Genomic DNA, 26991 nt, shown 5'->3' on the forward strand with positions numbered 1-26991 from the left:
AGAAAATTAAGGAAAGCATGGTGCAAAAGATAGATCAATATATGCATGAATTTTTATCTGAATTAAATTACAAGCCTATTTTAACAATGAGTTCAAAACTTCAAGGCGGTAAAAAATTACGCTCAAAATTACTTTTAAAAATAGCTAGTGAAAACGATATTAGTTATAAAATTTGTGCCATTATAGAATTAATCCATGCTGCAAGCTTATTGCATGATGATGTGATTGATGAAGCAAAATTAAGAAGAGGTGTAAAATCTATCAATGAACAATTTGGAGCCAAAAATGCTATCATGCTTGGAGATATTTTATACTCAAAAGCCTTCTATGAACTTTCTTTAATAGATTTAAAATTAGCAAAAATCATCTCCAATGCTGTTGTAAAGCTTTCCATTGGCGAATTAATGGATGTAAATTTAAGCGAAACTTTCAATACCGATAAAAACGCTTATTTGCAAATGATATATAACAAAACAGCCGTTTTAATCGAAGCTAGTGCAAGATGTGGGGCTATACTTGCTAATTTAAATGAAGATGATTTTGCAGAATATGGTAAAAACTTGGGCTTGGCTTTTCAAATCGTAGATGATATTTTAGATATCAAAGGCGATGAACAAACCTTAGGCAAACCCGCCATGAATGATTTTAAAGAAGGTAAAACTACCCTTGCTTATATGTATTTATATGAAAAATTAAATCCACAAGATCAAGAAATACTTAAGTCTTATTACAAGAAAGATTTAAATATAGATGAACTTACTTGGATTAAAAATAAAATGCAAGAGCATGAAATTTTTAATCAAATTGGTCAAGAATTAAACACCTATGCAAATAATGCCTTAAAAGCCATAGAAAAATACAATATAAAAGATTTAGAAGATATTATTAAAAGTATGATAGAAAGGGAATTTTAATGCATTATTATTGTATCAGTTTTACGCACAAAAATACAGATATTGCTACTAGAGAAAAACTTTCCTTTTCCAATGAAGATAAAAAAAGAGAATTATTAAGATTAATCCATACTAATAATAAAATTCTAGAAAGTTTAGTGCTTAGCACTTGCAATAGAGTTGAAATTTTTCTTTTTATCGGAGAAATTGAAAGTATCAATGAACATATTTTAAAAACACTTAGTTTACTTTGTGGGGTTGATAAAGAAAATTTAAGCACAAAAGCTGATTTTTATGAAGATAGTGGGGCTATCCATCATTTATTTTCTGTGGCAAGCTCACTTGATAGTTTAGTTATTGGAGAAACACAAATTGCTGGACAATTAAAAGATGCTTATAAATTTGCTCTACAAGAACAAAGATGTGGTGTGCATTTAACTAGAGCAGTCCATTATGCTTTTAAATGCGCAGCAAATATTAGAAATCAAACTGAAATTTCCAAAAATCCTATTTCGGTTGCTTCAGTAGCGGTAGCAAAAGCCAAAGAGCTTATAAATTTAGAAAATAAAACTGCAGTTGTAGTAGGTGCAGGGGAAATGAGCGAGTTAGCCTGTAAGCATTTGTTAAATGCTAAAGCTAAAGTGTTGATTTTAAATCGAGATATACAAAATGCCCAAAAACTTTGTGAGGATTTAGGCGAAAATGCAAATTGCGAAAGTATCGCAAATTTAAAAGAAGCATTAAATAAATATGAGATATTTTTTAGCGCCACAAATGCTCCACATGCTATCATAACTAATGACATATTAGAAGAAAAAGATTATAAAAGATATTTTTTTGATATAGCAGTGCCTAGGGATATTGATGTAAAAGCAAATGAAAAAAATATAGTTTATGCTGTTGATGATTTAGAAGAAGTTGTAAGAAAAAATTTAACACTAAGAGAACATCAAGCCCAGATTGCTTATTCTATAGTAGGCACTATGACAAATGAGTTTTTCCAACATCTAAGCAAACTAGCAACCTTACCTTTGGTTAAGCAATTACGCTTGCAAGCTGATGAAATCGCTAAAGAACAATTACAAAAGGCCATAGATAAAGGATATTTAAAACACTCAAATCATGAAGAAGCAAGAAAGCTTATAAGACAGGTGATGAATGCATTTTTACATCATCCTAGTGTAAATTTAAAAAAACTAAGTGGAACTATGCAAAATGACTCTGTTGTAAATGCCATGCGTTATGTGTTTGATTTAAAAAATGAAAGCATGGAAGGTTTAAACTTCTATAAATGTGAATTTAATTTGGAGAATAATCATGAAATTTAGTAAATTTTATGCCATAAGCACAAAAGAAAATCCAAAAGATGCTACCCTACCAAGTCATATATTTTTAGTTAAGGGTGCTTTTGTAGAACAAATTGGAAGTGGCTTATATAATTTTTTACCTTTAGGAAAAAGAGTTTTAGATAAGATTAAAAATATCATCAAAGAAGAAATGGATAAAGCGGGAGCTTTAGAAGTAAATTTAAGTTTTAATACCCCAGCTGAACTTTGGAAAGAAAGTGGAAGATTTAATATTTTTGGTAAAGAGCTTTTACGCTTTAAAGATAGAAAAGAAAATGATTTTGTCTTAGGACCAACCCATGAAGAAGCCATAGTAGCTTTGGTTAGAAATAAAGTAAATTCTTACAAGCAACTTCCTTTGCATTTATATCAAATAGGACTTAAATTTAGAGATGAAGCTAGACCTAGATTTGGACTTTTAAGATGTAGAGAATTTTTAATGAAAGATGGCTATAGTTTTCATAGCAATGAAGCTGATTTAGATAAAGAATTTAATCTTATGCATGAAACTTATAGTAAAATTCTTACAAGATTAGGGCTTGATTTTAGAGCTGTTGAAGCTGATAGCGGGGCTATTGGCGGAAGTGGTTCAAAAGAATTTATGGTTTTGGCTAAAAATGGTGAAGATGATATATTATTATGTGAGCATTGTGATTATGCTGCAAATATCGAAGCAGCAAAAAGAGCTAAAAAAAGTTGCGAAGATGAAAGACCAGAAGCTGACTTTGCTACACAATTTCACACTCCAAATGTAAAAACTATAGAAGAATTAGCAGAATTTTTTAAAATTAATCCTTACTATACTGTTAAAGCTATTGCTAAAAAAGCTATTTATGAAAATGAAGAAAAAATTGTAGTATTTTTTATACGCGGCGATGATGAACTGCAAGAAGTTAAAGCACTAAATGCAGCAAATGCATTAGAATTGGCCGATGTAAGTGAAGAAGAATTAGAAAAAGCAGGTTTAGTGCCAGGATTTATTGGCTTTGTAGGATTAAATGGAGTTGATTTTTATATTGATCATGAGCTTGAAAATGAAACAAATATGATTATTGGAGCAAATAAAAAAGATTATCATTTGGTTGGAATCAATGTTGTAAATTTAAATAAAGAACGCTTTAAAGATCTTGCCGCAGTTAAAGAGCATGATCTTTGTCCAAAATGTCAGCACAAGCTTAAGCAAAGCAAAGGTATTGAAGTAGGACATATTTTTAAACTTGGAAATAAATACTCAAAAGCAATGAATGCAAGCTATTTAGATGAAAATGGTAAAGCTCAATTTTTCACTATGGGTTGTTATGGTATGGGGGTGAGCCGTTTAGTAGCTGTTGCCATAGAAGCAAGCCATGATGAAAAAGGTTGTATTTGGAATAAAACTCTAGCTCCTTTTGTTTTAGATATTATCGTTTCTAATATAAAAGATACAAAAGCTATGGAATTTGCCGAGCAAATTTATACTCATTTTAAAGATAAAGAAATTTTGTTTGATGATAGAAATGAGCGTTTTGGTGTAAAGATTAATGATTTTGAATTAATGGGCTTTCCTTATGCTTTAGTTATAGGTAAGGGTTTAGAAAGCGATGAAGTAGAGTTAATCCATAGAAATACTCTAGAAAAACAAGTTTTAAAAACCCAAGAAGTAATTTCACACTTAGAGAAAATTTTATGATAGCAAAAACAAATTTAAGTGCTTTTTTGATTTTAGAATTGATTGCTAGTATTTTATTTATAGTCTTTTTTGGTTTTTTAAATTTTTTTATGATAGTTTTTGCAAGTATGTTTTTAGGAGCAATGTTTTTAGCAAAGACTTGGACAAATCTCATAACTATGCAAAATGCCAATACTAATTTATTTGGTATGATTAAATTATTTTCCTTAACTATAGTTGGAATTTTACTTTTAATACCAGGAATTTTAAGTACATTTTTGGGAATTTTACTCTTATTTTTTATGATGATATTAAAATTATTTACAAAACAAAAAAGAAAATATCATCAAACAAACAACGAAGAAGAAATCATAGATGTAGAAATCATACAGGAGCATAAAAAATGCAATTAATCATCGCAACAAGAAAAAGCCAACTTGCATTATGGCAAAGTGAGTATATAAAAAATAAATTATTACAAACACATTCTGATTTAGAAATTTCTTTAGAGGGTTTTAAAACTAAAGGTGATGTTTTACTTGATTCTCCTTTAGCTAAAATAGGTGGAAAAGGACTTTTTACAAAAGAACTTGAAGAAAGTATGTTAAGAGGTGATTCACACTTAGCTGTGCATAGCTTAAAAGATGTGCCAAGCTTCTTTCCTGATGGCTTAGTTTTAGCTGCTATTTCAAAAAGAGAAGTGGTAAATGATGCTTTTTTAAGTGAATATTATGAAAACTTAAATGCTCTTCCAAAAGGTGCAAAAGTAGGCACTACAAGTCTTAGAAGAAGAATGCAGCTTTTAGCGTTAAGACCTGATTTAAATATCATTTCTCTAAGAGGTAATATCAACTCACGCTTAGAAAAACTTAAAGCTAAGGAATTTGATGCTATTATTTTAGCTCTAGCTGGCATTAAACGCTTGGGTTTAGATAAAGAAATAAAGTACATTAGGGCTTTTGAGCTTGATGAGATGATACCTGCAGCTTCTCAAGGAGCTTTAGGTATAGAAAGCATTGATGATAAACAAATTTTAAAATACCTTGAATGCTTAAACGATAAAAATGCCTTTGTAGAAACTTATATAGAAAGAGATTTTATAAAAACCCTAGAAGGTGGTTGTCAAGTACCTATAGGAATTAATGCAAAAATCATTGATGAAAAAATAGAAATTCGCGCCATAGTGGGTTTACCCGATGCAAGTAAAATTTTAAAAGAAAAAAGAGTAATTGATAAGCAAAATTACTCAAATGCAGGCGAGCTTTTAGCCAAAGAAATGATAGCAAAAGGTGCAAAAGAAATTTTAAAAGAAGCAGAGAGTATGATATAAATGCAAAAATTCGTAGAGCTTTTAGAAAAAAATAATTTATTAAAAACCATCCATGAGCCAGTAGATGTAGAACTTGAAATGGCACATTTAGCTTATATAGAAGTTAAAAAAGAAGACTCTAAAGCCTTGCTTTTTACTAATGCAGTAAAAAATGGCAAAAAATACGATTATCCTGTATTATTAAATACTTTTTGCAGCAAAAAAGCTTTAAATTTAGCATTTGGAAAAGATTATGAAGATGTAGCTAAAGAAATTAGCTCTTTACTTAAAATGCACATACCGCAAAGCTTTGGTGCGAAATTAAATTTTTTCAAAACCTTGCTTGATTTAAAAAATATCCCACCAAAACGCATCAAAAAAGATGGAGAATTTAACTACAAAAGCTTAAATTCTTTATATGAAATACCTATTTTAAAAACTTGGGAAAAAGACGCTGCACCTTTTATCACTATGGGGCAAGTTTATACTCAAAGCATAGATGGAAAACAAAATAATCTTGGAATGTATCGCTTGCAAGTAGTTGATGAAAAAACCTTGCTTATGCATTGGCAAATTCACAAAGACGCGAGCCATTTTTTTCATGAGTATAAAAAAGCAAATCAAAAAATGCCAGTAAGTATAGCCATAGGTGGAGATCCTTTATATATTTGGTGTGCTCAAGCGCCTTTACCAAAAGGTATTTTTGAACTTTTACTTTATGGTTTTATTAAGAAAAAACCTGCTATTTTGGCAAAATGCAAAAGCAATCACCTCTATGTGCCTTATGATAGTGATTTTGTGATTGAAGGTTTTGTAGATCCAAATGAATTTGCACCCGAGGGGCCTTTTGGAGATCATACAGGCTTTTATACTCCTGTTGAACTTTGTCCTGTCTTAAAAGTAGAAAAAATCTTTGCTAAAAAAAATGCGATTTATCAAGCTACGGTTGTAGGAAAACCGCCTTTAGAAGATAAATACATGGGGCTTGGCACAGAAAGAGTTTTTCTACCTTTACTTCAAACTAACGCACCTGATTTGATAGATTATAACATGCCTGAAAATGGAGTTTTTCATAATTTAATCTTAGCCAAAATAGAAGCAAAATATCCAGCTCATGCAAAACAAGTAATGCATACTTTTTGGGGAGTAGGGCAAATGAGTTTTGTAAAACATGCTATTTTTGTCGATGAAAATGCACCTTGCTTGCAAGATTATGACAAGCTCATACCTTATATACTTAATCGCTTTGATGAAGAAAAATTACTTATTAGTGAAGGAATTTGTGATCAACTCGATCATGCTTCAAGCACTTATTGTTACGGTGGCAAAGCAGGGCTTGATGCGTGTGGCGATGAGAAAAAAGTTGAACTTGAAATTCTAAGTGATGAAACTTTGTTTTCACTTTTTAAAGAAAAAGATCAAAATATTTTAAAATTAAAACAATTTTACACCCAAACCTTTGCTCCAATTTGTGTGATCTTAATTGATAAAAAAGAAAAAATTGCTCAAATTTTTGAAAAACTACAAATTTATAAAAAACATTTTAGAATTTTAGTTTTTTTAGATTCAGATGCTATTTTGGAAAATCCTTATATGTTAATTTGGCGTGTGGTAAATAATATCGATGCAAAAAGAGATATATTTATCAAAAAAGATTGTGTTGCAATTGATGCGACAAATAAAGGATCATTAGAAGATTATCATAAAGAGTGGCCTTTAATGACAAATTGCTCCAAAGAAGTTATAGACAGACTTATTGCAAAAAAATTACTTGTAAATGATGAAAAATTCTTCAAAAAGTTTGAAATTTTTTAATTTTAAACTTTTTGAGAACACTTTTTGCTTATTAAATATATATATTTTTAATTTAAATATTAAGTTTTTTAAAATTGTGTCGATAGTGTGTTTTAGAGTCTTTTAAAAAGGAGTTTAAAATGGACATTAGCAATATTCAAAGGGATACAAATATAACTCATTTTAACACAAAAAGTGTTGAAAAGCCATCTCAAGAGAATAAGCAACAGGTTGATTTAAATGATCAAGATGAGAATTTAAATGAAAAATTAAAAAACGCAACAGAAAAACTTAATAGACAAATGGAGACATTGGAAACAAATGTGCGTTTTGCGTATAATGATAAAATAAACGAAATGTATGTAAATGTCACCGAAAAAGACACAGGTAGGTTAATACGCAAAATTCCTAGTGAAGAAGTTATGAAATTAATAGAACATTTTAAAGGTGTTATTGGCACCATTTTTGATAAGGAGAGTTAATCATGGCAGTAGGTAGTTTAGGAAGCTTAGGTATAGGTTCAGGAGTTTTAACAAGCGATACACTTAATAAGCTTAAAGAAGCAGAAATGAATGCTCACTTAAAGCTTTATAACACGCAACTTGAAACTAACACTTCAAGACAAAAAGACTTAGCAGAGCTTGAAGCTAAACTACTTGCTTTTCAAACTGCTGTAAATAGTCTTGGCGATACTTCTCAATTTAACAAAAAGAAAGTTTCTCCTAGTGTAAGTGGCGATAGCGCTGCTGCTAGCTTGGTTGTAGGCTCTTTATCTAATCTTTCAAATATGAAAGTCATAGTCGATCAACTTGCTCAAAAAGATGTTTATCAAAGCAATGGCTTCCAAGATAAAACTGCCTCTGTAATGAAAAGTCTTGGTATAGAAGGAACAGATGGTAAAGCTTCTTTTACTATTACCCAAGATGGAAAAGACTATAAAATAGAAATTGATCAAAGCACAACCGTAGCCCAACTTGCTGAAAAAATCAATTCCGCCACAGGTGGTAAAATAGAAGCTAAGCTAGTAAATACCGGAGATAGAGACAATCCTTATCGTTTAGTAGTGCAAAGCACTGAAACAGGAACTAAAAATAATATCTCTTTTTCAGGTGATGAAGATCTATTAAATGCTATGGGTTGGGGGCTTGATAAAAATAGCATTAGTGCGGGTGGTTTGTATGGTTTTAGACCCCAAAACGCTGGAAATGAAAAAGATAAAATAAGTGGAACATTTAGCGGAAAGCCTGAAGATAAATTACTTAGTCCAGGAGAAGAAAGTACTTCTTTTACTTTTGTTATTAAAAATGGTGAAAGATATGATAGATTTACTATTGATATAGACGAGAACACTACTTATAAGAGCTTAGCAGAAGATTTAAAAAAACAAACTAATGGAAAAGTGGAATTAAGCTTTGAGGGGGAAGCTTTTACATTTAGAGCTACTAATGGTGGTGAATTAAGTCTTTTTGATGGTGGCTATGCAACTGATGCTGATGGCAATATAGATCAAGCTAATTATACTAGAGATGAAAAAGCCACAAAATTATTAAGTAGTAAATTTGGCATTACCTTAGATACAAGCACACCACAGGGCTACAATGTAGCTTCAAACAATGAAAATCATATCCAAAAAGGTATGGATGCTATCTTTAGTGTAGATGGTGTTAAAATGACTAGACCAACTAATACCATCACAGATATAGGACCTGATATTACCCTAGAGCTTAAACAAAAGGGTGAAATTAGCTTCAATGTTACTCAAGATACTGAAGCCATAGCACAATCTTTAGAAAGTTTAGCTACTGCTTATAATGATTTGATGATCAATCTTAATGCAGCGACAAAATACGATCCTGATGCAGGGACAAAAGGAAATTTCGTAGGTGTAAGCTCGATTTATAATATAAAATCACAAATTAACAATATTTTGCTTCAAACTATCACAGTAGATGGAACAATCACAGTTGGAGATAGTGATACTTCAGATGGTGTTAAAGTTTCTTCAAAAGTAAGTTTATCTTTAGCTGATTATGGTTTGACTTTAAATGATGGGGTTTTAACCTTTGACTCTGGAAAATTTAATGCTAAATTTAACGAAGATCCTGAAATGGCTGAGAAATTTTTCGTAGGACACAATGGCTTTGAAGACATTGATTTGGTAGGAGATAAAATTAGCAAATTTGATGAAGGTGAAATAAAATTTGAACAAGGTAAATTTACTATTACTTACAATGATGAAACTATAGATTTAGGTAAAACCGCCAATGGAGATCCTTTTACTTTAACTGGAAAAGATGATGTAGAAAAAGCCCAAAATTTAGTTGATCATATAAATAGTTTTGGCTTAGAAGGCTTAGAAGCTAGTTTTCAAATTATCAACCAAGGCAGCAATGATCAACAAATTCAATTTAAAATCAAAGGAACATCAGGAAGTAACCTAGAAATTCAAGGTGATAAAGACTTTTTGAAAAAATTTGGCTTAAGTCCAAAAACTATATATTCAGTTTATAAAGAAGAAACTGGAACCTTTGGGGTATTAAAAAACACTATGGGCGAGATGATGAGCTCTGATGGTTCTTTTGGGGGTTATAAAGACTCTTTAACTAAAGAATCAAAAAATCTAAACGAAACTATAGAAAATACTAAAAAATCCATAGAAAGCAGATATGACACAATGTGGTCAAGATGGGCTGCATATGATGGTATAATTGCAAAATTAAATAACCAAGCAAGTGTTATTACAAATATGATTAATGCAGCAAATAATCAAAATTCTTAAAAAATAGAGAGGATTTAAATGCTAAATAGTGCAGTATATAATGCGTATTCACAAAATCAAACTGGTGTAGAATCCCAAGAAAAACTTATAGAGATGTTATATAGTGGGATTTTACGCTTTGCAAGTAGGATAAAAATAGCTATTCAAAATGGAAATATAGAAGAAAGAGTGTATTATGTAAAAAGAGCTAGTGCTATTTTTATAGAATTGTTAAATTGCCTTGATTATGAAAAAGGCGGAGAAATAGCACACTACTTAAGTGGCCTATACACTAGAGAATTGCAACTTCTTTCTTTGGCAAATATAGAAAATAGTGAAGCAAGAGTAGATGAAGTTATCAATGTAGTCAAAGGCTTGTTAGAGGCTTGGAGAGAAGTTCATCAAAAATGAGTGAAAAAAAATGGATAGATGAGTTTAAACTAGCTGTATATACTGAAGATGTGGAAAAAATAGTTAAACTCATAGAAAAACCTGACTTTAAAGATTGTCCCAATGAGGCTTTGGCTCTTACTAATGAGGCAATAGCTTTTATGAAAAAAAAGCAAGATGAAGTAGCAAAAAATTTACAAAAACTCAAAAAAGCATCTGCTTATATGAAATAAAACATGGCGATAAGCCGAGTTCTGTCAAGAGCGATCATTTATCTAGACTTGTTTTTGCAAACAAGTTCAAGCGAAGGGTTATAATATAAGACTAAAACCACCCCTTCTTGCTGCGGATTGGGTTTACATAGCTAGCTTTGTTACCAAAGCTACTGGTAGGCTCTTACTCTACCGTTTCACCTTTTCCATATAATATGGTAGTTTTCTTTCTGTTGCACTTTCCCTTAGGTTACCCTAGCCATCCATTAGATGGAATCCTTGTCTTATTGCAGCTCGGACTTTCCTCTTCAAAAGAAGCGATCGCTTGCCATGTTTAGGTAAATTTTATCAAAAAAATCATTTTTATACTAGAGTAAAAATAAGATTTAATGTAATTTTTAATTCATTTTCATATTTTACAAGCTCTAAATTTTTGACTTTTATATAAGGATCTAGTTCTTGCAAAAATTGCATTAAGAAATAAAAATCACCATTAAAACTCAATCTTAAATCATAATAAGTAAAATACTGATCTTGACTTTCATGACTTTGGATTTGTAAAAACCTTATTTTAGTGAGATTTTTTTCTATATTTTTTAAAACACTTTGATAATCTTTGCTTTCTTCTAAGGATATTTCATTATCAAAAGATTGCAATTTTTCATCTTTAAAATCAGAAATCAATTCTTGTTTTTGCTTATATTTTGCTTGTAAAATAAATAACTCATCTTTTGATAATTTCATTTGTTTTTCGAAATACTCAAAAATACTCATATAGATTATAAAAAAACCAAATACAAAAGCCATTATCAAAGTCAATATAAATTCGCGTTTAGATAATCTCGTAAAGATATTTTCTAAATTTTCATAAAGATTTTTCAAAAACAAGAGTAATTTTTTCATCGTTAATCTCTTTACTTTTTAACACGAAATGATATTTTTTAAAATCATCATAAAAATCATAATCTTTATTAAGCTTTATGATAAAATCATTATTTTTTATATATAAAGCTTCTATATAACTTTGATGAGAATTTAAGACTTTTAAAAAATTATAAAAATCCTTATAGCAGAGCGTATTTGCATAAAATTTTTGTAACAAATCAATTTTTTGTTCATTTTTTTCTTGTAATTTTTCAACTTCTTGATTTTGTTTTTGATTTATTTTTGCTTGCTCTAAGATATCATCTTGATTTTTGATTAAATTTTCATATTTTATTTTTTCTTTTTCATAAAATGATTTTTGCGTATATAAATACAAAGGATAAACTAAGGCTAGTAAAATCCCGCATGTAAAAGCTAATAAAATTTTAAAACTAAAAGATTTTAAATGATTTATTTTTGCTTTATTGGCAAAATTAATTTTAACTCGATCACATTTTTTTAATAATTTTTGATAGAAAATATTACTATTAAATTTATCAAAACTGCTAAGATTTTGAGTATCGTCTATACTTATGGTGTTTTTATATGTATTTTTTAATTTTTCATCATATATTTTACTATAAGTATTTAATGGCATAACTTTGCAATTTTGAAATTCACATCCCAAATACTCCACTAAAACTATGTATTTTTTCTTAAATAATAATGCAAGATTTTCACTATTTGTATCATTCCTAAAATACACTTCAAAGAGCAGGGGTTCTGGGATTACATAATCAACATCTAAAATATCTTCATATTTGCACAAAAATACATGAGTAAAAGATTTATCTTGAAAATACTTTAGCTCATATGAAAAATCATCTTTAAGACCAAGTTCCTCAAAGCTCTTTTTTAAGATTTCATCTTCACTAATAGGATTTGTAAGTTTTACATATAAAAGTTTTTCATAAGTAAGAAAATCTTTTTTGATGATTTTTTTACTCATCATAAAGGATTTTTTTGAGATTTTGCTCGTTTTTATGCCAATTTTTTTCTAATTGAACGAACAATTTTAGCATTACCTTTTTTTGCGCTAATTTTTCTATCTTCATCCTAGCTTCTTTACCTATACGCTTAATTGTAGCTCCATCTTTACCTAGTATCATTCCTTTATGAGAATTACTATCTGTAATGATGATGGCGTTAATATAATAAATTTGCTCTAGCTCTTTGATTTTTTCTATTTTTACTTCAGTGCTATAAGGAATTTCATCACTTAAATTTTCATATATGGCTTCTAAAATAAAATCTCTATAGATATCCTTTTCATTTGTGGTAGTAATAAACTCAGGATCAAAATAATACGGATGTTCAGGCAAATACTTAATCATCTCATCTAAGAGAATTTTTTTATAAAATTTTTGCTTAGCAGAATAGGGGATAATGGCGCTAAAATGTGAGTTAAACTGAGAATACTCGCTTAATTTTTTAAGTAAGACTTCTTTTTTTACCAAATCAACCTTATTGATTAATACAATATGCGGCACTTTAGGATTTAAACTTAAAAAATTTTCATAATCTTTAATATCATCATAAATACTAGCCACAAATAAAATCACATCACAATCTGCAATGCTTTTAATCGCCAAATCAATCATAAGCTGATTCATAGCTTTAGAGCTTGCATGCAAGCCTGGTGTATCTATAAAAATAAGCTGATGATTCTCATGCATTATAATTGCATTAATCTTTCTTCTTGTGGCATTTTGCTTATGAGAAACCATAGCCACTTTTTCTTCTAATAAAGAATTAAGGATAGAACTTTTTCCTGCATTAGTTCTACCTACTATGCTTATAAAGCCACTTTTCACAAGATATACCTAGCTAAATCTTTATTTTCTATGATATCTCCAAGTTTAACTTGCACTTTAAAATCATCTATTTTATAAACTTTTCCAGCATATTCATCTGCTTCAAAACTAACATCTTCCAAAAGTTTTTCTACCACCGTGTGTAAGCGTCTTGCGCCAATATCTTGCATTTCTTCATTAGCCTTGCTTGCTATTTTTGCTATTTCTCTAATAGCCTCATCTTCAAAAACAAGCTCTACATTTTCAGTTTTTAAAAGCTCAATGTATTGTGTTAGTAATGAATTTTTAGGTCTTGTTAAAATAGCATATAAAGCATCCTCATCTAGCGAATCAAGCTCAACTCTTAAAGGAAAACGCCCTTGAAGTTCAGGGATTAAATCACTTGGCTTGCTTAAATGAAAAGCACCTGCTGCGATAAATAAAATATGATCAGTTTTTAAAGGTCCAAATTTAGTTTGTATAGTACTACCTTCAACTATAGGAAGCAAATCCCTTTGCACCCCTTCTTTGCTTGGATCTTGGCGGTTTGAATTTGAGCTTGAAACTACTACTTTATCTATCTCATCGATAAAAATAATCCCTTCATTTTCAGCTCTTCTTAAAGCCTCGCCTTTAATGCTTTCCATATCAAGAATTTTTTCACTTGCTTCTTGAGCTAAAGCTATTCTTGCATCTTTTACTTTCATTTCTTTTTTAACTTTTTTATTACCCACGCCAATAACTTTTACTATATCTTGCATAGCACCCATTTCAGGTGGTAAATTTGGATTAGTATCAAACACGCTTTGTGAAATTTCAACTTCTATTGTGCTATCATCTAAATCACCAGCTTTTAATTTCACGCGCATTTTTTCTAAAGAATTTTGATACTCTTCTTGTTTTTCTTCACTAACACCCTTTGGTAAAGGTGGTAAAAGTTTTTCTAAAATTTTATTTTCTATAAATTCATTAATTTTGTCTTTATTTTTTTCTTTTTCTTCGTTTTTTACTAAATTTAAAGCAGCATTAGCTAAATCTCTAACCATGCTTTCTACATCACGCCCAACAAAACCAACTTCAGTATATTTACTTGCTTCAACTTTTACAAAAGGAAGTCCCATCATCTTAGCAAGGCGTCTTGCAATCTCTGTTTTACCAACCCCAGTTGATCCTATCATTAAAATATTTTTTGGCATGATATCATCTTGAAGTTCAGGGCTAAGCTGCATTCTTCTATAACGATTTCTTAAAGCAATTGCTATGATTTTTTTAGCATTTTTTTGTCCAATTACATAATCATCTAAAAATTTTACAATCTCTTTTGGAGTTAAATTCATTTATCATCCTCAATTACATAAGTTTTAATATTTGTATTAGTATAAATGCAAATTTCACCAGCTATTTGCAAGCTTTCTTTGACTAATTCTTCTTCATCTAAATTTGAATGTTTGGCTAAAGCTCTTGCAGCAGAAAGTGCATAATTACCCCCACTACCAATAGCGGCTATAGCACCATCTTCAGGCTCAACTACATCTCCAGTTCCTGAAAGTAAAAATATATGATCTCTATCTAATACCAACATCATTGCTTCAAGTTTTCTTAGGTATTTATCCTTACGCCATTCTTTTGAAAAATCTATTGCAGCTTTTAATAAATCACCCTTAGAACTAGAAAGTAGTTTTTCAAACATATCAAAAAGATTAAAAGCATCAGCGGTGCTTCCTGCAAAACCTGCTAATACTTTTCCATTGTTTAATTTTCTAATTTTAACTGCATTGTTTTTTAAAACAGTGTTTCCAAAACTTACTTGCCCATCTCCACCAATTACAGATTTATTTTTACCTTTATAAGCTAAAATTGTAGTTGCGTGAAACATTATTCTCCTTTAACTTCTAGCTTAAATACAGCGTGAATTGCATGGCCTAATTTTGCTGAAATTTCATGCACACCAAGCTCTTTTATGGTATCACATTCTAAGCTTTTTTTATCAAGCTCTATACCTTTTTGATCTTTTAATGCATGTGCGATTTCATCTTTAGTAACCCCACCAAACAAGCTTCCATTAGCTCCCACAGGCTTAGCTATACAAATAGTGATTTTAGATAATTCCTCTTTTAATTTTTCCAAATTTGCAAGTTCAAATCTTAAATTTTCAGCCTTTTTCTTTTGCTCTGCTTCATATTGTTTTAAAACTTCATGCGTAGCAGCTTTGGCAAAACCTTTGGCAATTAAAAAATTTTGTCCATATCCATCTTTTACTTCTTTAACTTCTCCTGCTTTTCCTAAGCTTTTTACATCTTTAATTAATAATACTTTCATTGTTTTCCTTTTTAAAATTTTCTTCCATTTTTACCTGCGATGATAAATCTCAAAGCATTTAATCTTATAAAGCCTGCTGCATCTTTTTGATCATACACAGCATCTTCTTCAAAAGTACAATAAGCCTCGCTAAATAAGCTATCATTCGCACTTTCTCTGCCTATTACCATTACATTACCTTTATATAATTCAAGTTTAACTTTACCATTTACATATTTTTGCGACTCATCAATTAAGGCTTGAAGCATTAATCTTTCAGGCGAGAACCAATAGCCATTGTAAATTAAACTTGCATATTTTGGCATTAATTCATCTTTTAAATGTGCTGCTTCTCTATCAAGAGTAATACTTTCTATAGCACGGTGTGCTTTTAAAAGTATGCTTCCACCTGGGGTTTCATAACAACCTCTACTTTTCATACCCACATAGCGATTTTCGACAATATCAAGACGACCTATACCATGTTTTGCACCAAGCTCGTTAAGTTTTGCTAAAAGCTGCGCAGGAGACATTTTTTCTCCATTAATAGCACATAAATCGCCTTTACTAAACTCAAGATCTATCACTTCGCTTTCATTTGGAGTTTCTTTTAAATCTTTCACCCAACGCCACATATCCGCTTCAGGTTTAGCAGCAGGATCTTCAAGTACTAAACCCTCATAAGAAATATGCAATAAATTTGCATCCATAGAATAAGGTGACTTACCTGGCTTTTTAGCTATATCAATACCATGTTTTTGTGCATAAGCTAAAAGTTTTTCACGGCTATTTAAATCCCATTCTCTCCAAGGAGCAATAATGGCTAAATTTGGATTTAGCGCCAAAGCACCTAATTCAAAACGCACTTGATCATTTCCTTTACCTGTTGCTCCATGACTAATAGCATCTGCATTAGTTTTATTTGCTATTTCTACTAAAGCTTTTGCTATCAAAGGTCTTGCTATACTTGTACCTAGTAAATATTCTCCTTCATAAATAGCATTTGCTCTAAACATAGGAAACACATAATCTTTTACAAATTCATCTTTTAAATCTTGAATAAAAATATTTTCTTCTTTTACACCCAAAGAAAGCGCTTTTTTTCTAGCAGGTTCAAGCTCTTCGCCTTGTCCAATATCTGCTGTGAAAGTTACTACTTCACATTTATACTCATCTTGTAGCCATTTTAAAATTATACTTGTATCAAGTCCGCCAGAATATGCTAAAACTACTTTTTTAATATCTTTTTTCATTGTCTTTCCTCTTTGTAAAAAAATGATTGTAAAATTTAACGAATTTAGCTTAATATAATGTAAAATATTTAGACATTTTATAACATTTTCTTGTATTTTTTGATAAAATATTTTTATGAGAATAGATAAATTTTTAAATGTAGTTAATATTACTAAGCGTCGTGCTATTTCAGAAGATATGTGTAAAAGTGGTGTAGTAAGTATAAACAATCAAGTAGTTAAAGCTAGTAAAGAAGTAAAAATTGGCGATGAAATAAGCATTAAATTTATAGAATATACCAATACCTATAAAGTCTTAGATATACCAACAACCAAAAGCATACCAAAAGCTATGCAAGAAAAATATGTGGTAAAAATCCAATGAAAGAAATGATTTTAAGCCAAAATGAGCTTTATAAGCTTTGTGAAATTTTACCTAAAAATGGAGTTATTTTACTTCAAGGGGATTTAGCAAGCGGTAAAACTACTTTAGTACAAAATTATGCTCAATTTCTTGGAGTAGAAAAAACGCTTAATTCTCCTACATTTTCTATCATGCAAGAGTATGATTTTCAACAAGGTAAAATGTATCATTATGATATTTATCAAGAAGGTTTTGATGGACTTTTAAAAAATGGCTTGATTGAAAATTTTTTTGAAGAGGATTTGCATTTGGTAGAGTGGGGTGATGAAAAATTAAAAAAATATTTAGATAAATATCAAATTTTTAATATAATTTTACAAATCATTCCTTATGAAAATAAAAGAAAGTATATAATACATGAGTAAGCTAGAAGCTAGAAATTTAGAAAAAATCATTAAAAAAACTAAAATCATACACGATGTTTCGCTAGAAGTGCAAAGTGGAGAAGTTATAGGACTTTTAGGGCCTAATGGAGCAGGAAAAACTACGAGTTTTTATATGATATGTGGGCTTATTTTACCAACAAGTGGACAGGTGTTTTTAGACTCACAAGATATCACAAAAGAACCACTTAATAAAAGAGCAAAGCTTGGCATTGGGTATTTACCTCAAGAAAGTAGTGTTTTTAAAGACTTAAGCGTAGAAGAAAATTTACTTTTAGCCGCCCAAGTAATATATAAGGATAAAAATTTATTAGAACAAAAGATAGAACAAATGCTAGAATTACTTAGCATAGAGCCTATTAGGCACAGAAAAGGTATGAGCTTAAGCGGTGGCGAAAGAAGGCGTTGTGAAATCGCAAGATCACTTATGTGTGATCCTAAATTTTTACTTTTAGATGAACCATTTGCTGGGGTTGATCCTATCGCAGTGAGTGAAATTCAAAGTTTGATTAATGATTTAAAAGCTATGAATATAGGTGTTTTAATCACTGACCATAATGTAAGAGAAACTTTAGCAATTTGCGATAGAGCTTATGTGATTAGAAGCGGAAGGTTGCTAGCTAGCGGTAATGCTAATGAAATTGCACATAATGAAGATGTTAAAAAATATTATCTTGGAAGTGAGTTTAGACTTGAATAATGCTTAAACAAAAAACCTCTATAACACAAAAAGCAAAACTATCACAAACCTTAAGATCTTGGCTTCCTATATTGCAAGCTAATATTGAAGATCTAAAAGAAAGTTTAGATGAATTTGCTAAAGAAAATCCTTTTATAGAGATCAAAGAAAACTCAAGCATTACAAGCAATCAAAACAAGTATTATCAAGAGTATTTTAGTAAAAATACCACCACGCAAATGATTGATGCAAAAAGCTTGGAAGTAAAAAATGTATATGAACTTTTAAGCGAGCAAATCATACCACCATTTTTTCCTACTAAAAAATCCCAAACCATTGCTGAAAAAATCATAGAATGTTTAAATCATGAAGGTTATTTTGAATATGATGAAGAAATTTTAGGTGAATTTGATCCTTTAGAAGTAGAAAAAATCAGACAAAGATTTAAGTATCTTGAGCCTATTGGAGTAGGTGCAAAAGACAATCAAGAAGCTTTTATTTTTGCACTAGAACATTTTGACTTAGATGATGAGCTTTATGAGTTTTGCAAAATGTTAATTTTAAATTTAGAAAATGCAAAAGATTTTATCAAAGATCCTTTGTATAAAAAGGCTATAGCTATAATTAAAAAAATCTCCATTCCACCTTTTTTGGAGTATTTTGAAGAGAGCATGGAAATCATTCCTGATATATTTATTTATCAAGAAAATGGTGAAATTAAAATTAAAATTAATGATGATTATTATCCTGAAATTGCTTTTGAAGCAGATGGTTTAGATCATGAGTTTTTAAGTGCTTATTTAAAAGATGCAAAAAATTTAATCGATGCACTAGCTATGCGTAAAGCTACCCTTTATAAACTAGGGCTTATGATTATAGAATATCAATATGATTTTTTCATGGGTGGGGACATCAAACCTATGCAGCTTAAAGATTTAGCACAAGATCTTGAAAGAAATGCTTCTACTATTTCAAGGGCAATTGCAAACAAATACTTAAGTTGTGATAGAGGTTTAATACCTTTAAAATCTTTCTTTACCACCGCAGTTGATGATGGCGAAACTTCTAATGCTACAATCAAAGATTTTCTTAGTAATTTAATTAAAAAAGAAAATCCTAAAAAACCTTTGAGTGATTTGAAAATTCTTGAACTCACTCAAAAAGAATTCCCAAGTGTGCAACTAGGGCGTAGGACTATCACTAAATATCGTATGCAACTTGGTATAGGAAGCTCAAGTGAGCGTAAAAAATTATATGAATTGATGTAGGAAAAGATGAATTTAGAAAGTATTTTTGAAAAAACCATAAAACAAAATGTGCGTTTAGTAGCAGCTAGCAAGTATGTTCAAGATGAACAAATTCGAGAGCTTTTTAAGCAAGGTGTTATAGAGTTTGGAGAAAATCAAGTCCAAGCTTTAGCTTTAAAAAAAGAAAAACTTCAAGATTTAGAAATCAAATGGCATTTTATAGGCAATCTTCAAAGTAACAAAATCAATCTTTTAATCAAACAAAACCCATTACTTTGGCAATCTTGCAATGGCTTAAAAATCGCCAAAGCCGTAGATAAAAGACTTGATTATAAATTAGATACTTTATTAGAAATCAATACTGCCAATGAAAGTTCTAAAAGTGGCATAGAGCAAAATAAGGCCATAGAAGAGTATTTACAAATACAAGAAGAGTGTAAAAATTTAAACCTTACAGGCATTATGTGTATAGGCTCTATGGATGAGGAAAAAGTTCAAGAAAGCTTTGAGCAAACTTTTAAAATCTATGAAATTTTACAAAAACACGGGGCAAAAATTTGCTCCATGGGTATGAGTGGGGATTTTGAACTAGCCATAAAATGTGGTTCAAATATGGTGCGTTTGGGGAGTATTTTATTTAAATAAACCCCATTTGTTTTGCTTTTTCTATCATAAAATCTGCGCCATTTTCACTTTTTAATCCTTGCAAGGCTATAGATTTTTCTTCTAATGAGAAATTTTCTACCAAATTTAAAAATTGATGTTTTTCTTCTTGGGTTAAAATTTCACATAAATTACGCTCTTTTAAATACAAAGCATTAAAATATTGATGATTTTTAGCCGCATATGGATAAGGAATAAAAATACAAGGAAGTAAATTTGCACTAAGCTCAAAAAGACTACTTGCACCTGATCTTGATATAGCTAAATCTGCTTTAGAAATTTTATCTATAATGTTTTTATCAAAGTCAAAAAGCTCTACTTTGACATTTAAATCCTCATAAGCTTTTTTACATCTTTCATAATCATTCTTACCACATTGATGAATGATATTTATGTCTTTTTCTTTAAAGTATAAAGCATTTTCTAAAGCAAGGTCATTAATAAATTTAGCCCCTTGAGAGCCGCCAAGAAAAATAATATTTTTTAATTCTTTTCTCACTCTTGCTTTTTGAGAAAAAATCTCGCTAATAGGATAAGGACAAAAGAAAGTATTTGCTTTGTTAATTTGATCATCAAAAGCAGTAAAAAAAGCTTTAGAAAAAGGCTTTAAAAGTGAATTTAAACTTCCTATTTTTGAATTTTGCTCATGGATTAAAAGTGGGATATTTGCCATTAAAGCACCAAAAGCGCCTGGGGCACTGCTATATCCACCCACACTAAAAACTGCTTTAATATTATGTTCTTTTAAAATTTGTTTTGTTTTTCTTGCAAGTTCTAAAATATGTAAAAATGATTGAACTTTAGCTAAGCCTTTTTTATTAACAACGCCTTGAGAGCTTAGAAAATATTTTTTATAAAAACCATTTTCATTTTCAAACCAAAGTCTATCTTGGCCATTTTCACTTCCTATGTAAATGCATTCTATGCCTTGTTTTCTTGCACTTTGCAATAAACATCTAGCTATAGCTAAATGTCCTCCTGTGCCTCCACCTGTAATTGCTATCATTTGTCCTCTTTATTTAGTTTTTCTTCTAAAAATTTAATTCTTTCCTCTAGTTTTTGAATTCTCTCTTTTTGGCTTATTTGAAATTCTTTAATATAAGCAGGTATACCAATAGCTGTTAAATTTGCCCCAACATCTTTTAATACAACTGCATTTGAACCTATTTTTGCATTTTTACCTATGGTAATATTACCTAAAATTTTAGCCCCAGAGCCTATGATCACACCATCTTCTATAGTAGGATGTCTTTTGGTATTTTTATCTAAACTTGTACCACCTAAGGTTACTCCTTGATAGATAATCACATCATTACCAATTATAGCTGTTTCACCTACTACCACACCTATTGCATGATCTATGAATATCCTTCTACCTAGCGTAGCTCCAGGATGCAAATCAACTCCTGTTAAAAACTGAGAAATTCCACTAATCATTCTTGCTATGCGTTTATAATTTTTGATATAAAAAAAATGTGCAAAACGATAATTTACCACAGCCCAAACACCAGGATAGTTAAAAACTAATTCCACCCAAGATCTATATGCAGGATCTTTTTGTTTTGGCATAGAAAAATCTTCTTTGATTAGTTTAAAAATACTCATTTAGAACCTATGCTTTTTAAATATCCATTATCATTTAAGAATAAATAAATTTCACCCAAAATATGTTTTTTTTGATTTTCATTTACAAGTTTTGAAGCATAAATTTTTTCATTAATATTGTCCATAATTGCATGCACATCATAATCAAGATCTTCTAAGGTATCTAAAATAGATTGAGCCTCTAGCACGCTTTCTACTTCAAAACCCTTTTCATTAATACTTATACAAGCTTCGGTTGGATGTGTAAAAAGATTATGCTTCATACCAAGCACTTCTTGATAAGCTCCCACTAGGAAAAATCCTAAAAAATAATCTTCAGCTTCTACATCAATATCATGTAAAAACAAAGGATTATCTTTGGAATAAGAAATTTCCCCATCGCTATCACAAGTTATATCCCATATACTTGCACTTCTAGTTGGCTTTTTATTGAGTCTATCAAGTGGCATGATAGGGAAATTTTGCTCTAAACCCCAAAAATCAGGTAAAGACTGAAATACTGAAAAATTCACTAAATATTTTTCTTGCACTTCATTTTGCAAACTCGATAAATCAGCTTGATCACCCACCAAAGAAATAGCTTTTCTCATAATCAAATGTACTAAAATTTCACTATTAGAGCGATCTTGCAAATCCACATAACCCAAATCAAACAAGGTTAAAATACTCTCCATATGATCAATGCTATCATGTAAATACTCAAGCGCATTAGAAGCTTTAATGTTTTTATACAAATCATAAAGTTCATCAATAAGTTTTGGGTTTTTATCTTTTAATAAAAGCTTGCTTTCTGTGTATTCTTGAGAAAAAAGCTCTAAAACAGGCGCTACTAAAACAGCATGATTAGCTGCTACAAAACGCCCACTTTCTATAAAAATATCAGGTTCTAAATCTTTTTTTTGTTCTGCAATACCTTTTAAAATAAACACAACATCGTTTGCATACTCACTTAAGGTGTAATTTCTGCTTGTTTCGTTTTTAAACTGAGAGTATTCTACCGCTAAACCTCCACCAAGATTAATAGCTTTTAAATTTTTTGCCCCCATTTTTCTAAGCTCGGTGTAGATATTACCCGCTTCATTTAGAGCTTTTTTCAAAGGATGAATTTCAGTAATTTGTGAGCCTAAATGAAAATGTATCATAGTAAATTGCTCTAAAAGTTTATTAGCTTTTAAAAGATTTACCGCTTCAATAAGCTCAGTGGATGTTAAACCAAATTTTGAATTTATACCACCACTTTTTGCCCAAATTCCTACTCCAGCTGAATGCAAACGCACTCTTAAACCTATATTTGGCTTTGGCTTAAAACGATTTTTAGCAATTTCAATCATCGCTTCAAGCTCATTAAGTCCTTCCATAGTTAAAGTGATATTATGACCCATTTCACACGCTATAAAGCCCATATTTATGAGTTCTTTATCTTTAAAGCCATTAACTGTTATAGGAGCACTTTCATTATTATAAGCCATAGCTAGTAAAAGCTCGGCCTTACTTCCTGCCTCTAAGCCATAGTTGTATTCTTTACCTAGATTAACTAAATTTTTTACAAAACCTGGATATTGATTGACTTTTAAAGGATATACAGCGTTAAAAGAACCTTTATAGTTAAATTCTTTTTTTGCTTTAGCAAATTTATTATAAATTTGCTCAATTTGCTTATGGATTAAATGAGGAAAACGAAGCAACAATGGCCCCTTATAACCATCATCGCGCAAAGTATTTACTATATCTATAATGGCAGGTTTTTTACCATGATTTACACATACTTTGCCATTTTCAATGATAAAATTATTTGCACCCCAAATATTAATACCATAATCAATCATAACTCATTCTCCAAATTTGCTAATTTTATATTTTTATTTTCTTTACTATCTAAATTTTTATAAAAAATCTCTTCTTTTTGCATTTCATCTTCGCCTATACACAAAAAGATTTCAGCATTAGCATTATCTGCTTGGTTTAAATGCTTTGCAAGTTTTTTTGCTTCATAGCTTAAATATACCTTATGTTTTTTTCTTAAAGTATTTGCTAATTTAAAAATAGTATCTATATAAGCTTCATCCATAGCACAAAGATAAATTCCTTCTCTTGGTTTTACGCTTTGTTTTTGCTCTAAAATAGCCATAATCCTTTCTATACCCATAGCAAAACCCACACCATAGCCACTTTTACCATCTAAATATTCAATCAATCTATCATATCTTCCACCACCTGCTACGGCAGCTTTTGCACCGATTTCATCGCTAACAAACTCAAATGCACTTTTAGAATAATAATCAAGCCCACGCACTAATTTTTCATCACATTCAAATTCAACATCATTTTCTTTTAAAAGTTTTTGCAATTTTTCATAATCTTTCTTACAACATGAGCATAAATTTTCACTTAGTTTTGGTGCATTTTCGATTAAACTTTGACAATGATCATTTTTGCAATCAAGCACTCTAATAGGATTTAAGTCTTTTCTTCTTAAGCAATCTTCGCAAAAACCTTCTTTAGAATTTAAAAAAGCTATGAGTTTTTCTTTATATACACCCATACATTCTTTACAGCCTAAAGAATTAATTTTCAAGCTTGTATGAATTTCTAAGCGTTTAAAAATTTCATTTAGCATTAAAATAATACTCGCATCCTCATATACACTTGCTACACCAAAGCTTTCTACTCCAAATTGATGAAATTCACGCAATCTTCCTTTTTGTGGCCTTTCATAGCGAAACATAGAGCCATGGTAAAACCATCTTTTAACACTTTGAGCCTTGTCCATTTTAGCTTCTATGTATGATCTTACCACCCCAGCTGTCCCTTCAGGCCTTAAACACACCTCATTGCCTGCTTTATCAACAAATTCATACATTTCTTTGCCAACTATATCAGAGCTTTCTCCAACACTTCTTTTAAAAAGCTTAGTAAGTTCCAAATGCGGACAATTAATAAAAGTAAAACCATAGTTTTTAGCTACTTCTTCACAAGTTTTTACCACTTTTTCATAAAGAGTAGCTTGATCATCTTGTAAATCTTTCATTCCTTTTAAAGCATTAATCATCTATAAAATCCTTAATTTTTTCATGTAAAATTTCAATACTCAAAGAAGCATCTAATTTTAAAATTTTTATATCTATCTTAGTTTTTAAAAACTCTAAAGTTTCTTCTAGGGCATTTTGTATATTTAAAAAATATTCAACCCCTCTTTTTTCAATACTATCTAGATCTTTTTTAGAAAGCCTTTGTTCAATAAGCTCTTTAGAGCCATGCAAAAACACAACCTTTTGCGGAAAAACCCCGCCTGTGGCAAAAGAATTTAACTCAAATAAAATATTTTGATCAAAATCATATCTTGCATAAGCCATATTAGAAATAAAACTACGATCTGAAATGATAAGTTTGTTTTTATTTTGTGCTAAATACATGTCGATTAAATTTGCTCTATCTGCTAAAAAAAGCAAAAGCTCAGCCTTTTTAGAAAAATGTATTTTGCTTTCTAATAAAATTTTTCTCAAATGCACTCCAAGCTCACTTCCACCTGGTTCTTTAGTAAAAAATGCATTATGAAAATATTTTTTTAAAAGTTCTATCTGTGTGCTTTTACCCACACAATCAACCCCTTCAAAAGCTATATACAATCTCTCTCCTTTAATAAAGGTATAATTTCTTTTGGCACAAGCTTGCTCACATCACCATTATGAGCACAAATTGATCTTACTATGGAGCTTGAAATAAAAGAATTTTTTAAATTTGGCATAAGATATATAGTTTCAAAATCTTCCCAAAGCATGTGATTTGCATAGCCAAGTTGTAATTCATACTCAAAATCACTCACCGCTCTTAAGCCTCTTATAATAATATTTATTTGCAAATTTTTAGCAAGATCTACTAGTAAGTTATCAAAAGTTGTAATTTTAACATTTTTTAAGTCTTTTGTAGCAATTTTTACCATTTTTTCTCTATGCTCTAGACCAAACATAGGCTTTTTACTTTCACTTTTAGCTATAGCAACTACCACCTCTTCAAACATCTTGCTAGCTCTAATGATAACATCTAAATGTCCATTAGTGATAGGATCAAATGTTCCTGGATACACACAACTAGCCATCATTGCCACCTTTGGTATAAATTATGCTCGATATTTGCTAAATCAAGCCATTTTCCTATGATAAATTCATATAATTTTTCTAAATTATCAATCTTAGCATAACTTGCCATTACAGGAGGAGAGATGATAACTCCATAGCTAGAAAGTTTAGCCATTTGTTCTAAATTTAAAGTAGAATAGGGCATTTCTCTTACTCCAAGTATGAGCTTTTTGCGTTCTTTTAAAGCCACTCCTGCAGCTCTTGTAAGTAAAGTATCATTTATACCGCAAGCAATTTTTGCTAAAGTATTAATCGAGCAAGGTGTGATAAAAGTCGTTTCTATGCCAAAAGATCCGCTTGCTACGCATTGACTAATGTCTTCATTATCTAAAAAATTTACATGCTCAAGCTCAAATTTATCTTTTATGTGTTGCAAAAAGTCTATATTTTGCAAAAGGGAATTTTCTTTTATAAAGCTTATTTTTGCATTTTTACTCACAATAGCATAAATTTGTCCTTTTTCTTTTAAATGTTTTAATAATAAAAAGCCAAGCTCGCAAGAACTAGCTCCGCTAATACCTACTAAAATTTTTCTCATTTTAGCTCCACATAATTTTTACTAATAACTTTACCATGCACGACTTTTCCATCTTTATTTTTAAGGCGAATTCTTTGGTTTAAATTCCCACTTTGCAAGGCTTTTAATTCTATCATCATGCTTAAATCCCCATCTTTGATAATACCATAAACAGAATCATTTCTTTGTATAAGGGTTTTGGTTTTAAACATATTATATTTTAAAATCATATTTTCTCTTATATTGCTTTTGGCTATTAAATTTGCGATTTCATCTTTTTTTAATACACCTTGGGGAGCTTTATCAAAAGGAATTTTTAAAATTTTAAAACTAGCAGGACTTAAATTTTCATTACGCGAAATAGGACGCGTGGTTTGTAAAACTTCTAATTTTGCCTTTAAAAAATACTTAAAAAATATATTTTTTTTAAACTGCTCTGGAGTTTTAAATTCAGCCTTTATAAAGCCATCGGCTCTATCAAAATTATGATTACCTAGCTTTAAAAAAATATATTGATTAAAATCAGCAGGCAAACTGGATTGAGTGTTAAGTTCTAAAGAAATGATTTCTAACTGCGGATAATTTATTTTAAATTCTTTAATCAAAGCTAATTTTACTTCATCAAAATTCGAAGCAAAACTTAAAGTATAGAAAAATAAAAACAATATAATATATCTCAAATAATACAACCTCTGTAATAAATTTAAAACTAATATATCATACATAAAAAAAGTTTGAAT

The 26991-nt window shown here is 30.1% G+C and carries 30 protein-coding genes and 1 other RNA gene; 15 read left to right on the forward strand and 16 right to left on the reverse strand.

Features of this window, described 5'->3' with window-relative positions; all coding sequences use genetic code 11:
* Positions 1-20 precede the first annotated feature (20 nt).
* From L8W69_RS04560 to L8W69_RS04605, 10 genes are all read left to right on the forward strand, one after another.
* Positions 21-914: a polyprenyl synthetase family protein gene (locus L8W69_RS04560; RefSeq protein WP_258107335.1), complete on the forward strand. Its 894-nt coding sequence runs from the start codon at positions 21-23 to the stop codon at positions 912-914.
* Positions 914-2221, forward strand: a complete 1308-nt coding sequence (gene hemA / locus L8W69_RS04565) for a glutamyl-tRNA reductase (RefSeq protein ID WP_258107336.1) — start codon at positions 914-916, stop codon at positions 2219-2221. Before L8W69_RS04560 ends, hemA begins: the two co-directional genes overlap by 1 nt.
* Positions 2208-3908, forward strand: a complete 1701-nt coding sequence (locus L8W69_RS04570) for a proline--tRNA ligase (RefSeq protein ID WP_220567209.1) — start codon at positions 2208-2210, stop codon at positions 3906-3908. The genes hemA and L8W69_RS04570 overlap by 14 nt, the downstream gene beginning before the upstream one ends.
* Positions 3905-4300 carry an FxsA family protein gene (locus L8W69_RS04575; protein ID WP_133318888.1) on the forward strand — a complete coding sequence of 132 codons (396 nt, stop codon included), beginning with the start codon at positions 3905-3907 and terminating at the stop codon, positions 4298-4300. The genes L8W69_RS04570 and L8W69_RS04575 overlap by 4 nt, the downstream gene beginning before the upstream one ends.
* Positions 4291-5217, forward strand: coding sequence for a hydroxymethylbilane synthase (gene hemC, locus L8W69_RS04580; RefSeq protein WP_263659844.1), 927 nt, complete (start codon positions 4291-4293; stop codon positions 5215-5217). Before L8W69_RS04575 ends, hemC begins: the two co-directional genes overlap by 10 nt.
* Positions 5218-7011: a menaquinone biosynthesis decarboxylase gene (locus tag L8W69_RS04585; RefSeq protein ID WP_263666540.1), complete on the forward strand. Its 1794-nt coding sequence runs from the start codon at positions 5218-5220 to the stop codon at positions 7009-7011.
* Between the two features lie 119 nt (positions 7012-7130).
* Positions 7131-7472, forward strand: coding sequence for a FlaG family protein (locus L8W69_RS04590; RefSeq protein WP_133318891.1), 342 nt, complete (start codon positions 7131-7133; stop codon positions 7470-7472).
* 2 nt (positions 7473-7474) lie between these two features.
* Positions 7475-9769: a flagellar filament capping protein FliD gene (gene fliD / locus L8W69_RS04595; protein ID WP_263666541.1), complete on the forward strand. Its 2295-nt coding sequence runs from the start codon at positions 7475-7477 to the stop codon at positions 9767-9769.
* An 18-nt stretch (positions 9770-9787) separates the two neighbouring features.
* Positions 9788-10159 (forward strand): flagellar export chaperone FliS, encoded by a 372-nt coding sequence (gene fliS, locus L8W69_RS04600; RefSeq protein ID WP_133318893.1) that lies wholly within the window; start codon positions 9788-9790, stop codon positions 10157-10159.
* Positions 10156-10371: a hypothetical protein gene (locus tag L8W69_RS04605; protein ID WP_133318894.1), complete on the forward strand. Its 216-nt coding sequence runs from the start codon at positions 10156-10158 to the stop codon at positions 10369-10371. The genes fliS and L8W69_RS04605 overlap by 4 nt, the downstream gene beginning before the upstream one ends.
* Here the strand turns inward: L8W69_RS04605 and rnpB are convergent.
* From rnpB to L8W69_RS04645, 8 genes are all read right to left on the reverse strand, one after another.
* Positions 10366-10687: RNase P RNA component class A (gene rnpB / locus L8W69_RS04610), an RNA gene on the reverse strand. The genes L8W69_RS04605 and rnpB overlap by 6 nt on opposite strands.
* 26 nt (positions 10688-10713) lie before the next feature.
* Positions 10714-11253 (reverse strand): hypothetical protein, encoded by a 540-nt coding sequence (locus L8W69_RS04615; protein ID WP_263665720.1) that lies wholly within the window; start codon positions 11251-11253, stop codon positions 10714-10716.
* Positions 11216-12226, reverse strand: coding sequence for a hypothetical protein (locus tag L8W69_RS04620; RefSeq protein ID WP_263665721.1), 1011 nt, complete (start codon positions 12224-12226; stop codon positions 11216-11218). The genes L8W69_RS04615 and L8W69_RS04620 overlap by 38 nt, the downstream gene beginning before the upstream one ends.
* Complete coding sequence (gene era, locus L8W69_RS04625; RefSeq protein WP_263662445.1) at positions 12216-13088, reverse strand: GTPase Era; 873 nt, start codon at positions 13086-13088, stop codon at positions 12216-12218. Before era ends, L8W69_RS04620 begins: the two co-directional genes overlap by 11 nt.
* Positions 13085-14404: an ATP-dependent protease ATPase subunit HslU gene (gene hslU, locus L8W69_RS04630; protein WP_263666542.1), complete on the reverse strand. Its 1320-nt coding sequence runs from the start codon at positions 14402-14404 to the stop codon at positions 13085-13087. Before hslU ends, era begins: the two co-directional genes overlap by 4 nt.
* Positions 14401-14943 (reverse strand): ATP-dependent protease subunit HslV, encoded by a 543-nt coding sequence (gene hslV, locus L8W69_RS04635; RefSeq protein WP_133318899.1) that lies wholly within the window; start codon positions 14941-14943, stop codon positions 14401-14403. Before hslV ends, hslU begins: the two co-directional genes overlap by 4 nt.
* Positions 14943-15386, reverse strand: a complete 444-nt coding sequence (gene rplI / locus L8W69_RS04640) for a 50S ribosomal protein L9 (RefSeq protein WP_039618280.1) — start codon at positions 15384-15386, stop codon at positions 14943-14945. Before rplI ends, hslV begins: the two co-directional genes overlap by 1 nt.
* 11 nt (positions 15387-15397) lie before the next feature.
* Entirely contained in the window at positions 15398-16618 is a 1221-nt protein-coding gene (locus tag L8W69_RS04645; protein WP_258107343.1) for an argininosuccinate synthase, read from the reverse strand.
* A gap of 115 nt (positions 16619-16733) precedes the next feature.
* Between L8W69_RS04645 and L8W69_RS04650 the strand changes: the two genes are divergently transcribed.
* From L8W69_RS04650 to L8W69_RS04670, 5 genes are read left to right on the forward strand one after another with little or no spacing between them, the layout of a single operon-like run.
* Positions 16734-16982 carry an RNA-binding S4 domain-containing protein gene (locus L8W69_RS04650; protein WP_066007995.1) on the forward strand — a complete coding sequence of 83 codons (249 nt, stop codon included), beginning with the start codon at positions 16734-16736 and terminating at the stop codon, positions 16980-16982.
* On the forward strand, positions 16979-17386 hold the full coding sequence (gene tsaE / locus L8W69_RS04655) for a tRNA (adenosine(37)-N6)-threonylcarbamoyltransferase complex ATPase subunit type 1 TsaE (RefSeq protein WP_263666543.1): 408 nt from the start codon (positions 16979-16981) through the stop codon (positions 17384-17386). Before L8W69_RS04650 ends, tsaE begins: the two co-directional genes overlap by 4 nt.
* Positions 17379-18104, forward strand: coding sequence for an LPS export ABC transporter ATP-binding protein (gene lptB, locus L8W69_RS04660; RefSeq protein WP_263666544.1), 726 nt, complete (start codon positions 17379-17381; stop codon positions 18102-18104). The genes tsaE and lptB overlap by 8 nt, the downstream gene beginning before the upstream one ends.
* Positions 18104-19351, forward strand: coding sequence for an RNA polymerase factor sigma-54 (locus tag L8W69_RS04665; RefSeq protein WP_263666545.1), 1248 nt, complete (start codon positions 18104-18106; stop codon positions 19349-19351). The genes lptB and L8W69_RS04665 overlap by 1 nt, the downstream gene beginning before the upstream one ends.
* Before the next feature lie 6 nt (positions 19352-19357).
* Positions 19358-19975, forward strand: a complete 618-nt coding sequence (locus L8W69_RS04670) for a YggS family pyridoxal phosphate-dependent enzyme (RefSeq protein ID WP_133318903.1) — start codon at positions 19358-19360, stop codon at positions 19973-19975.
* Here the strand turns inward: L8W69_RS04670 and L8W69_RS04675 are convergent.
* From L8W69_RS04675 to flgA, 8 genes are read right to left on the reverse strand one after another with little or no spacing between them, the layout of a single operon-like run.
* Positions 19968-20999 carry a UDP-N-acetylglucosamine--N-acetylmuramyl-(pentapeptide) pyrophosphoryl-undecaprenol N-acetylglucosamine transferase gene (locus tag L8W69_RS04675; protein ID WP_263666546.1) on the reverse strand — a complete coding sequence of 344 codons (1032 nt, stop codon included), beginning with the start codon at positions 20997-20999 and terminating at the stop codon, positions 19968-19970. The two genes, L8W69_RS04670 and L8W69_RS04675, sit on opposite strands and share 8 nt — an antisense overlap.
* A complete protein-coding gene (cysE, locus tag L8W69_RS04680; RefSeq protein ID WP_133318905.1) occupies positions 20996-21598 on the reverse strand; it encodes a serine O-acetyltransferase in 603 nt (200 codons plus the stop codon). The genes L8W69_RS04675 and cysE overlap by 4 nt, the downstream gene beginning before the upstream one ends.
* A complete protein-coding gene (speA, locus tag L8W69_RS04685) occupies positions 21595-23424 on the reverse strand; it encodes a biosynthetic arginine decarboxylase (protein ID WP_133318906.1) in 1830 nt (609 codons plus the stop codon). Before speA ends, cysE begins: the two co-directional genes overlap by 4 nt.
* Positions 23421-24647: a histidine--tRNA ligase gene (gene hisS, locus L8W69_RS04690; RefSeq protein WP_263664684.1), complete on the reverse strand. Its 1227-nt coding sequence runs from the start codon at positions 24645-24647 to the stop codon at positions 23421-23423. Before hisS ends, speA begins: the two co-directional genes overlap by 4 nt.
* A complete protein-coding gene (gene tmk, locus L8W69_RS04695; protein ID WP_263666547.1) occupies positions 24640-25224 on the reverse strand; it encodes a dTMP kinase in 585 nt (194 codons plus the stop codon). The genes hisS and tmk overlap by 8 nt, the downstream gene beginning before the upstream one ends.
* Positions 25215-25697, reverse strand: a complete 483-nt coding sequence (coaD, locus tag L8W69_RS04700; protein ID WP_263659694.1) for a pantetheine-phosphate adenylyltransferase — start codon at positions 25695-25697, stop codon at positions 25215-25217. The genes tmk and coaD overlap by 10 nt, the downstream gene beginning before the upstream one ends.
* Positions 25694-26272 (reverse strand): UbiX family flavin prenyltransferase, encoded by a 579-nt coding sequence (locus L8W69_RS04705; protein ID WP_263661346.1) that lies wholly within the window; start codon positions 26270-26272, stop codon positions 25694-25696. The genes coaD and L8W69_RS04705 overlap by 4 nt, the downstream gene beginning before the upstream one ends.
* Entirely contained in the window at positions 26269-26931 is a 663-nt protein-coding gene (gene flgA, locus L8W69_RS04710; protein WP_263666548.1) for a flagellar basal body P-ring formation chaperone FlgA, read from the reverse strand. Before flgA ends, L8W69_RS04705 begins: the two co-directional genes overlap by 4 nt.
* Between the last annotated feature and the right edge of the window lie 60 nt (positions 26932-26991).

Source organism: Campylobacter sp. CNRCH_2016_3089 (assembly GCF_025772505.1).
GTDB classification, from domain to species: domain Bacteria; phylum Campylobacterota; class Campylobacteria; order Campylobacterales; family Campylobacteraceae; genus Campylobacter_D; species Campylobacter_D lari_D.

Excerpts from the sequence above, each read along its gene's own strand:
- hemA (WP_258107336.1), top strand. The coding sequence starts at position 914 with ATGCATTATTATTGTATCAGTTTTACGCACAAAAATACAGATATTGCT.
- L8W69_RS04575 (WP_133318888.1), top strand. The coding sequence starts at position 3,905 with ATGATAGCAAAAACAAATTTAAGTGCTTTTTTGATTTTAGAATTGATT.
- hemC (WP_263659844.1), top strand. The coding sequence starts at position 4,291 with ATGCAATTAATCATCGCAACAAGAAAAAGCCAACTTGCATTATGGCAA.
- L8W69_RS04585 (WP_263666540.1), top strand. The coding sequence starts at position 5,218 with ATGCAAAAATTCGTAGAGCTTTTAGAAAAAAATAATTTATTAAAAACC.
- L8W69_RS04590 (WP_133318891.1), top strand. The coding sequence starts at position 7,131 with ATGGACATTAGCAATATTCAAAGGGATACAAATATAACTCATTTTAAC.
- fliD (WP_263666541.1), top strand. The coding sequence starts at position 7,475 with ATGGCAGTAGGTAGTTTAGGAAGCTTAGGTATAGGTTCAGGAGTTTTA.
- fliS (WP_133318893.1), top strand. The coding sequence starts at position 9,788 with ATGCTAAATAGTGCAGTATATAATGCGTATTCACAAAATCAAACTGGT.
- L8W69_RS04605 (WP_133318894.1), top strand. The coding sequence starts at position 10,156 with ATGAGTGAAAAAAAATGGATAGATGAGTTTAAACTAGCTGTATATACT.
- L8W69_RS04615 (WP_263665720.1), bottom strand. The coding sequence starts at position 11,253 with ATGAAAAAATTACTCTTGTTTTTGAAAAATCTTTATGAAAATTTAGAA.
- L8W69_RS04620 (WP_263665721.1), bottom strand. The coding sequence starts at position 12,226 with ATGATGAGTAAAAAAATCATCAAAAAAGATTTTCTTACTTATGAAAAA.
- hslU (WP_263666542.1), bottom strand. The coding sequence starts at position 14,404 with ATGAATTTAACTCCAAAAGAGATTGTAAAATTTTTAGATGATTATGTA.
- hslV (WP_133318899.1), bottom strand. The coding sequence starts at position 14,943 with ATGTTTCACGCAACTACAATTTTAGCTTATAAAGGTAAAAATAAATCT.
- rplI (WP_039618280.1), bottom strand. The coding sequence starts at position 15,386 with ATGAAAGTATTATTAATTAAAGATGTAAAAAGCTTAGGAAAAGCAGGA.
- L8W69_RS04645 (WP_258107343.1), bottom strand. The coding sequence starts at position 16,618 with ATGAAAAAAGATATTAAAAAAGTAGTTTTAGCATATTCTGGCGGACTT.
- L8W69_RS04650 (WP_066007995.1), top strand. The coding sequence starts at position 16,734 with ATGAGAATAGATAAATTTTTAAATGTAGTTAATATTACTAAGCGTCGT.
- tsaE (WP_263666543.1), top strand. The coding sequence starts at position 16,979 with ATGAAAGAAATGATTTTAAGCCAAAATGAGCTTTATAAGCTTTGTGAA.
- lptB (WP_263666544.1), top strand. The coding sequence starts at position 17,379 with ATGAGTAAGCTAGAAGCTAGAAATTTAGAAAAAATCATTAAAAAAACT.
- L8W69_RS04665 (WP_263666545.1), top strand. The coding sequence starts at position 18,104 with ATGCTTAAACAAAAAACCTCTATAACACAAAAAGCAAAACTATCACAA.
- L8W69_RS04670 (WP_133318903.1), top strand. The coding sequence starts at position 19,358 with ATGAATTTAGAAAGTATTTTTGAAAAAACCATAAAACAAAATGTGCGT.
- L8W69_RS04675 (WP_263666546.1), bottom strand. The coding sequence starts at position 20,999 with ATGATAGCAATTACAGGTGGAGGCACAGGAGGACATTTAGCTATAGCT.
- cysE (WP_133318905.1), bottom strand. The coding sequence starts at position 21,598 with ATGAGTATTTTTAAACTAATCAAAGAAGATTTTTCTATGCCAAAACAA.
- speA (WP_133318906.1), bottom strand. The coding sequence starts at position 23,424 with ATGATTGATTATGGTATTAATATTTGGGGTGCAAATAATTTTATCATT.
- hisS (WP_263664684.1), bottom strand. The coding sequence starts at position 24,647 with ATGATTAATGCTTTAAAAGGAATGAAAGATTTACAAGATGATCAAGCT.
- coaD (WP_263659694.1), bottom strand. The coding sequence starts at position 25,697 with ATGATGGCTAGTTGTGTGTATCCAGGAACATTTGATCCTATCACTAAT.
- L8W69_RS04705 (WP_263661346.1), bottom strand. The coding sequence starts at position 26,272 with ATGAGAAAAATTTTAGTAGGTATTAGCGGAGCTAGTTCTTGCGAGCTT.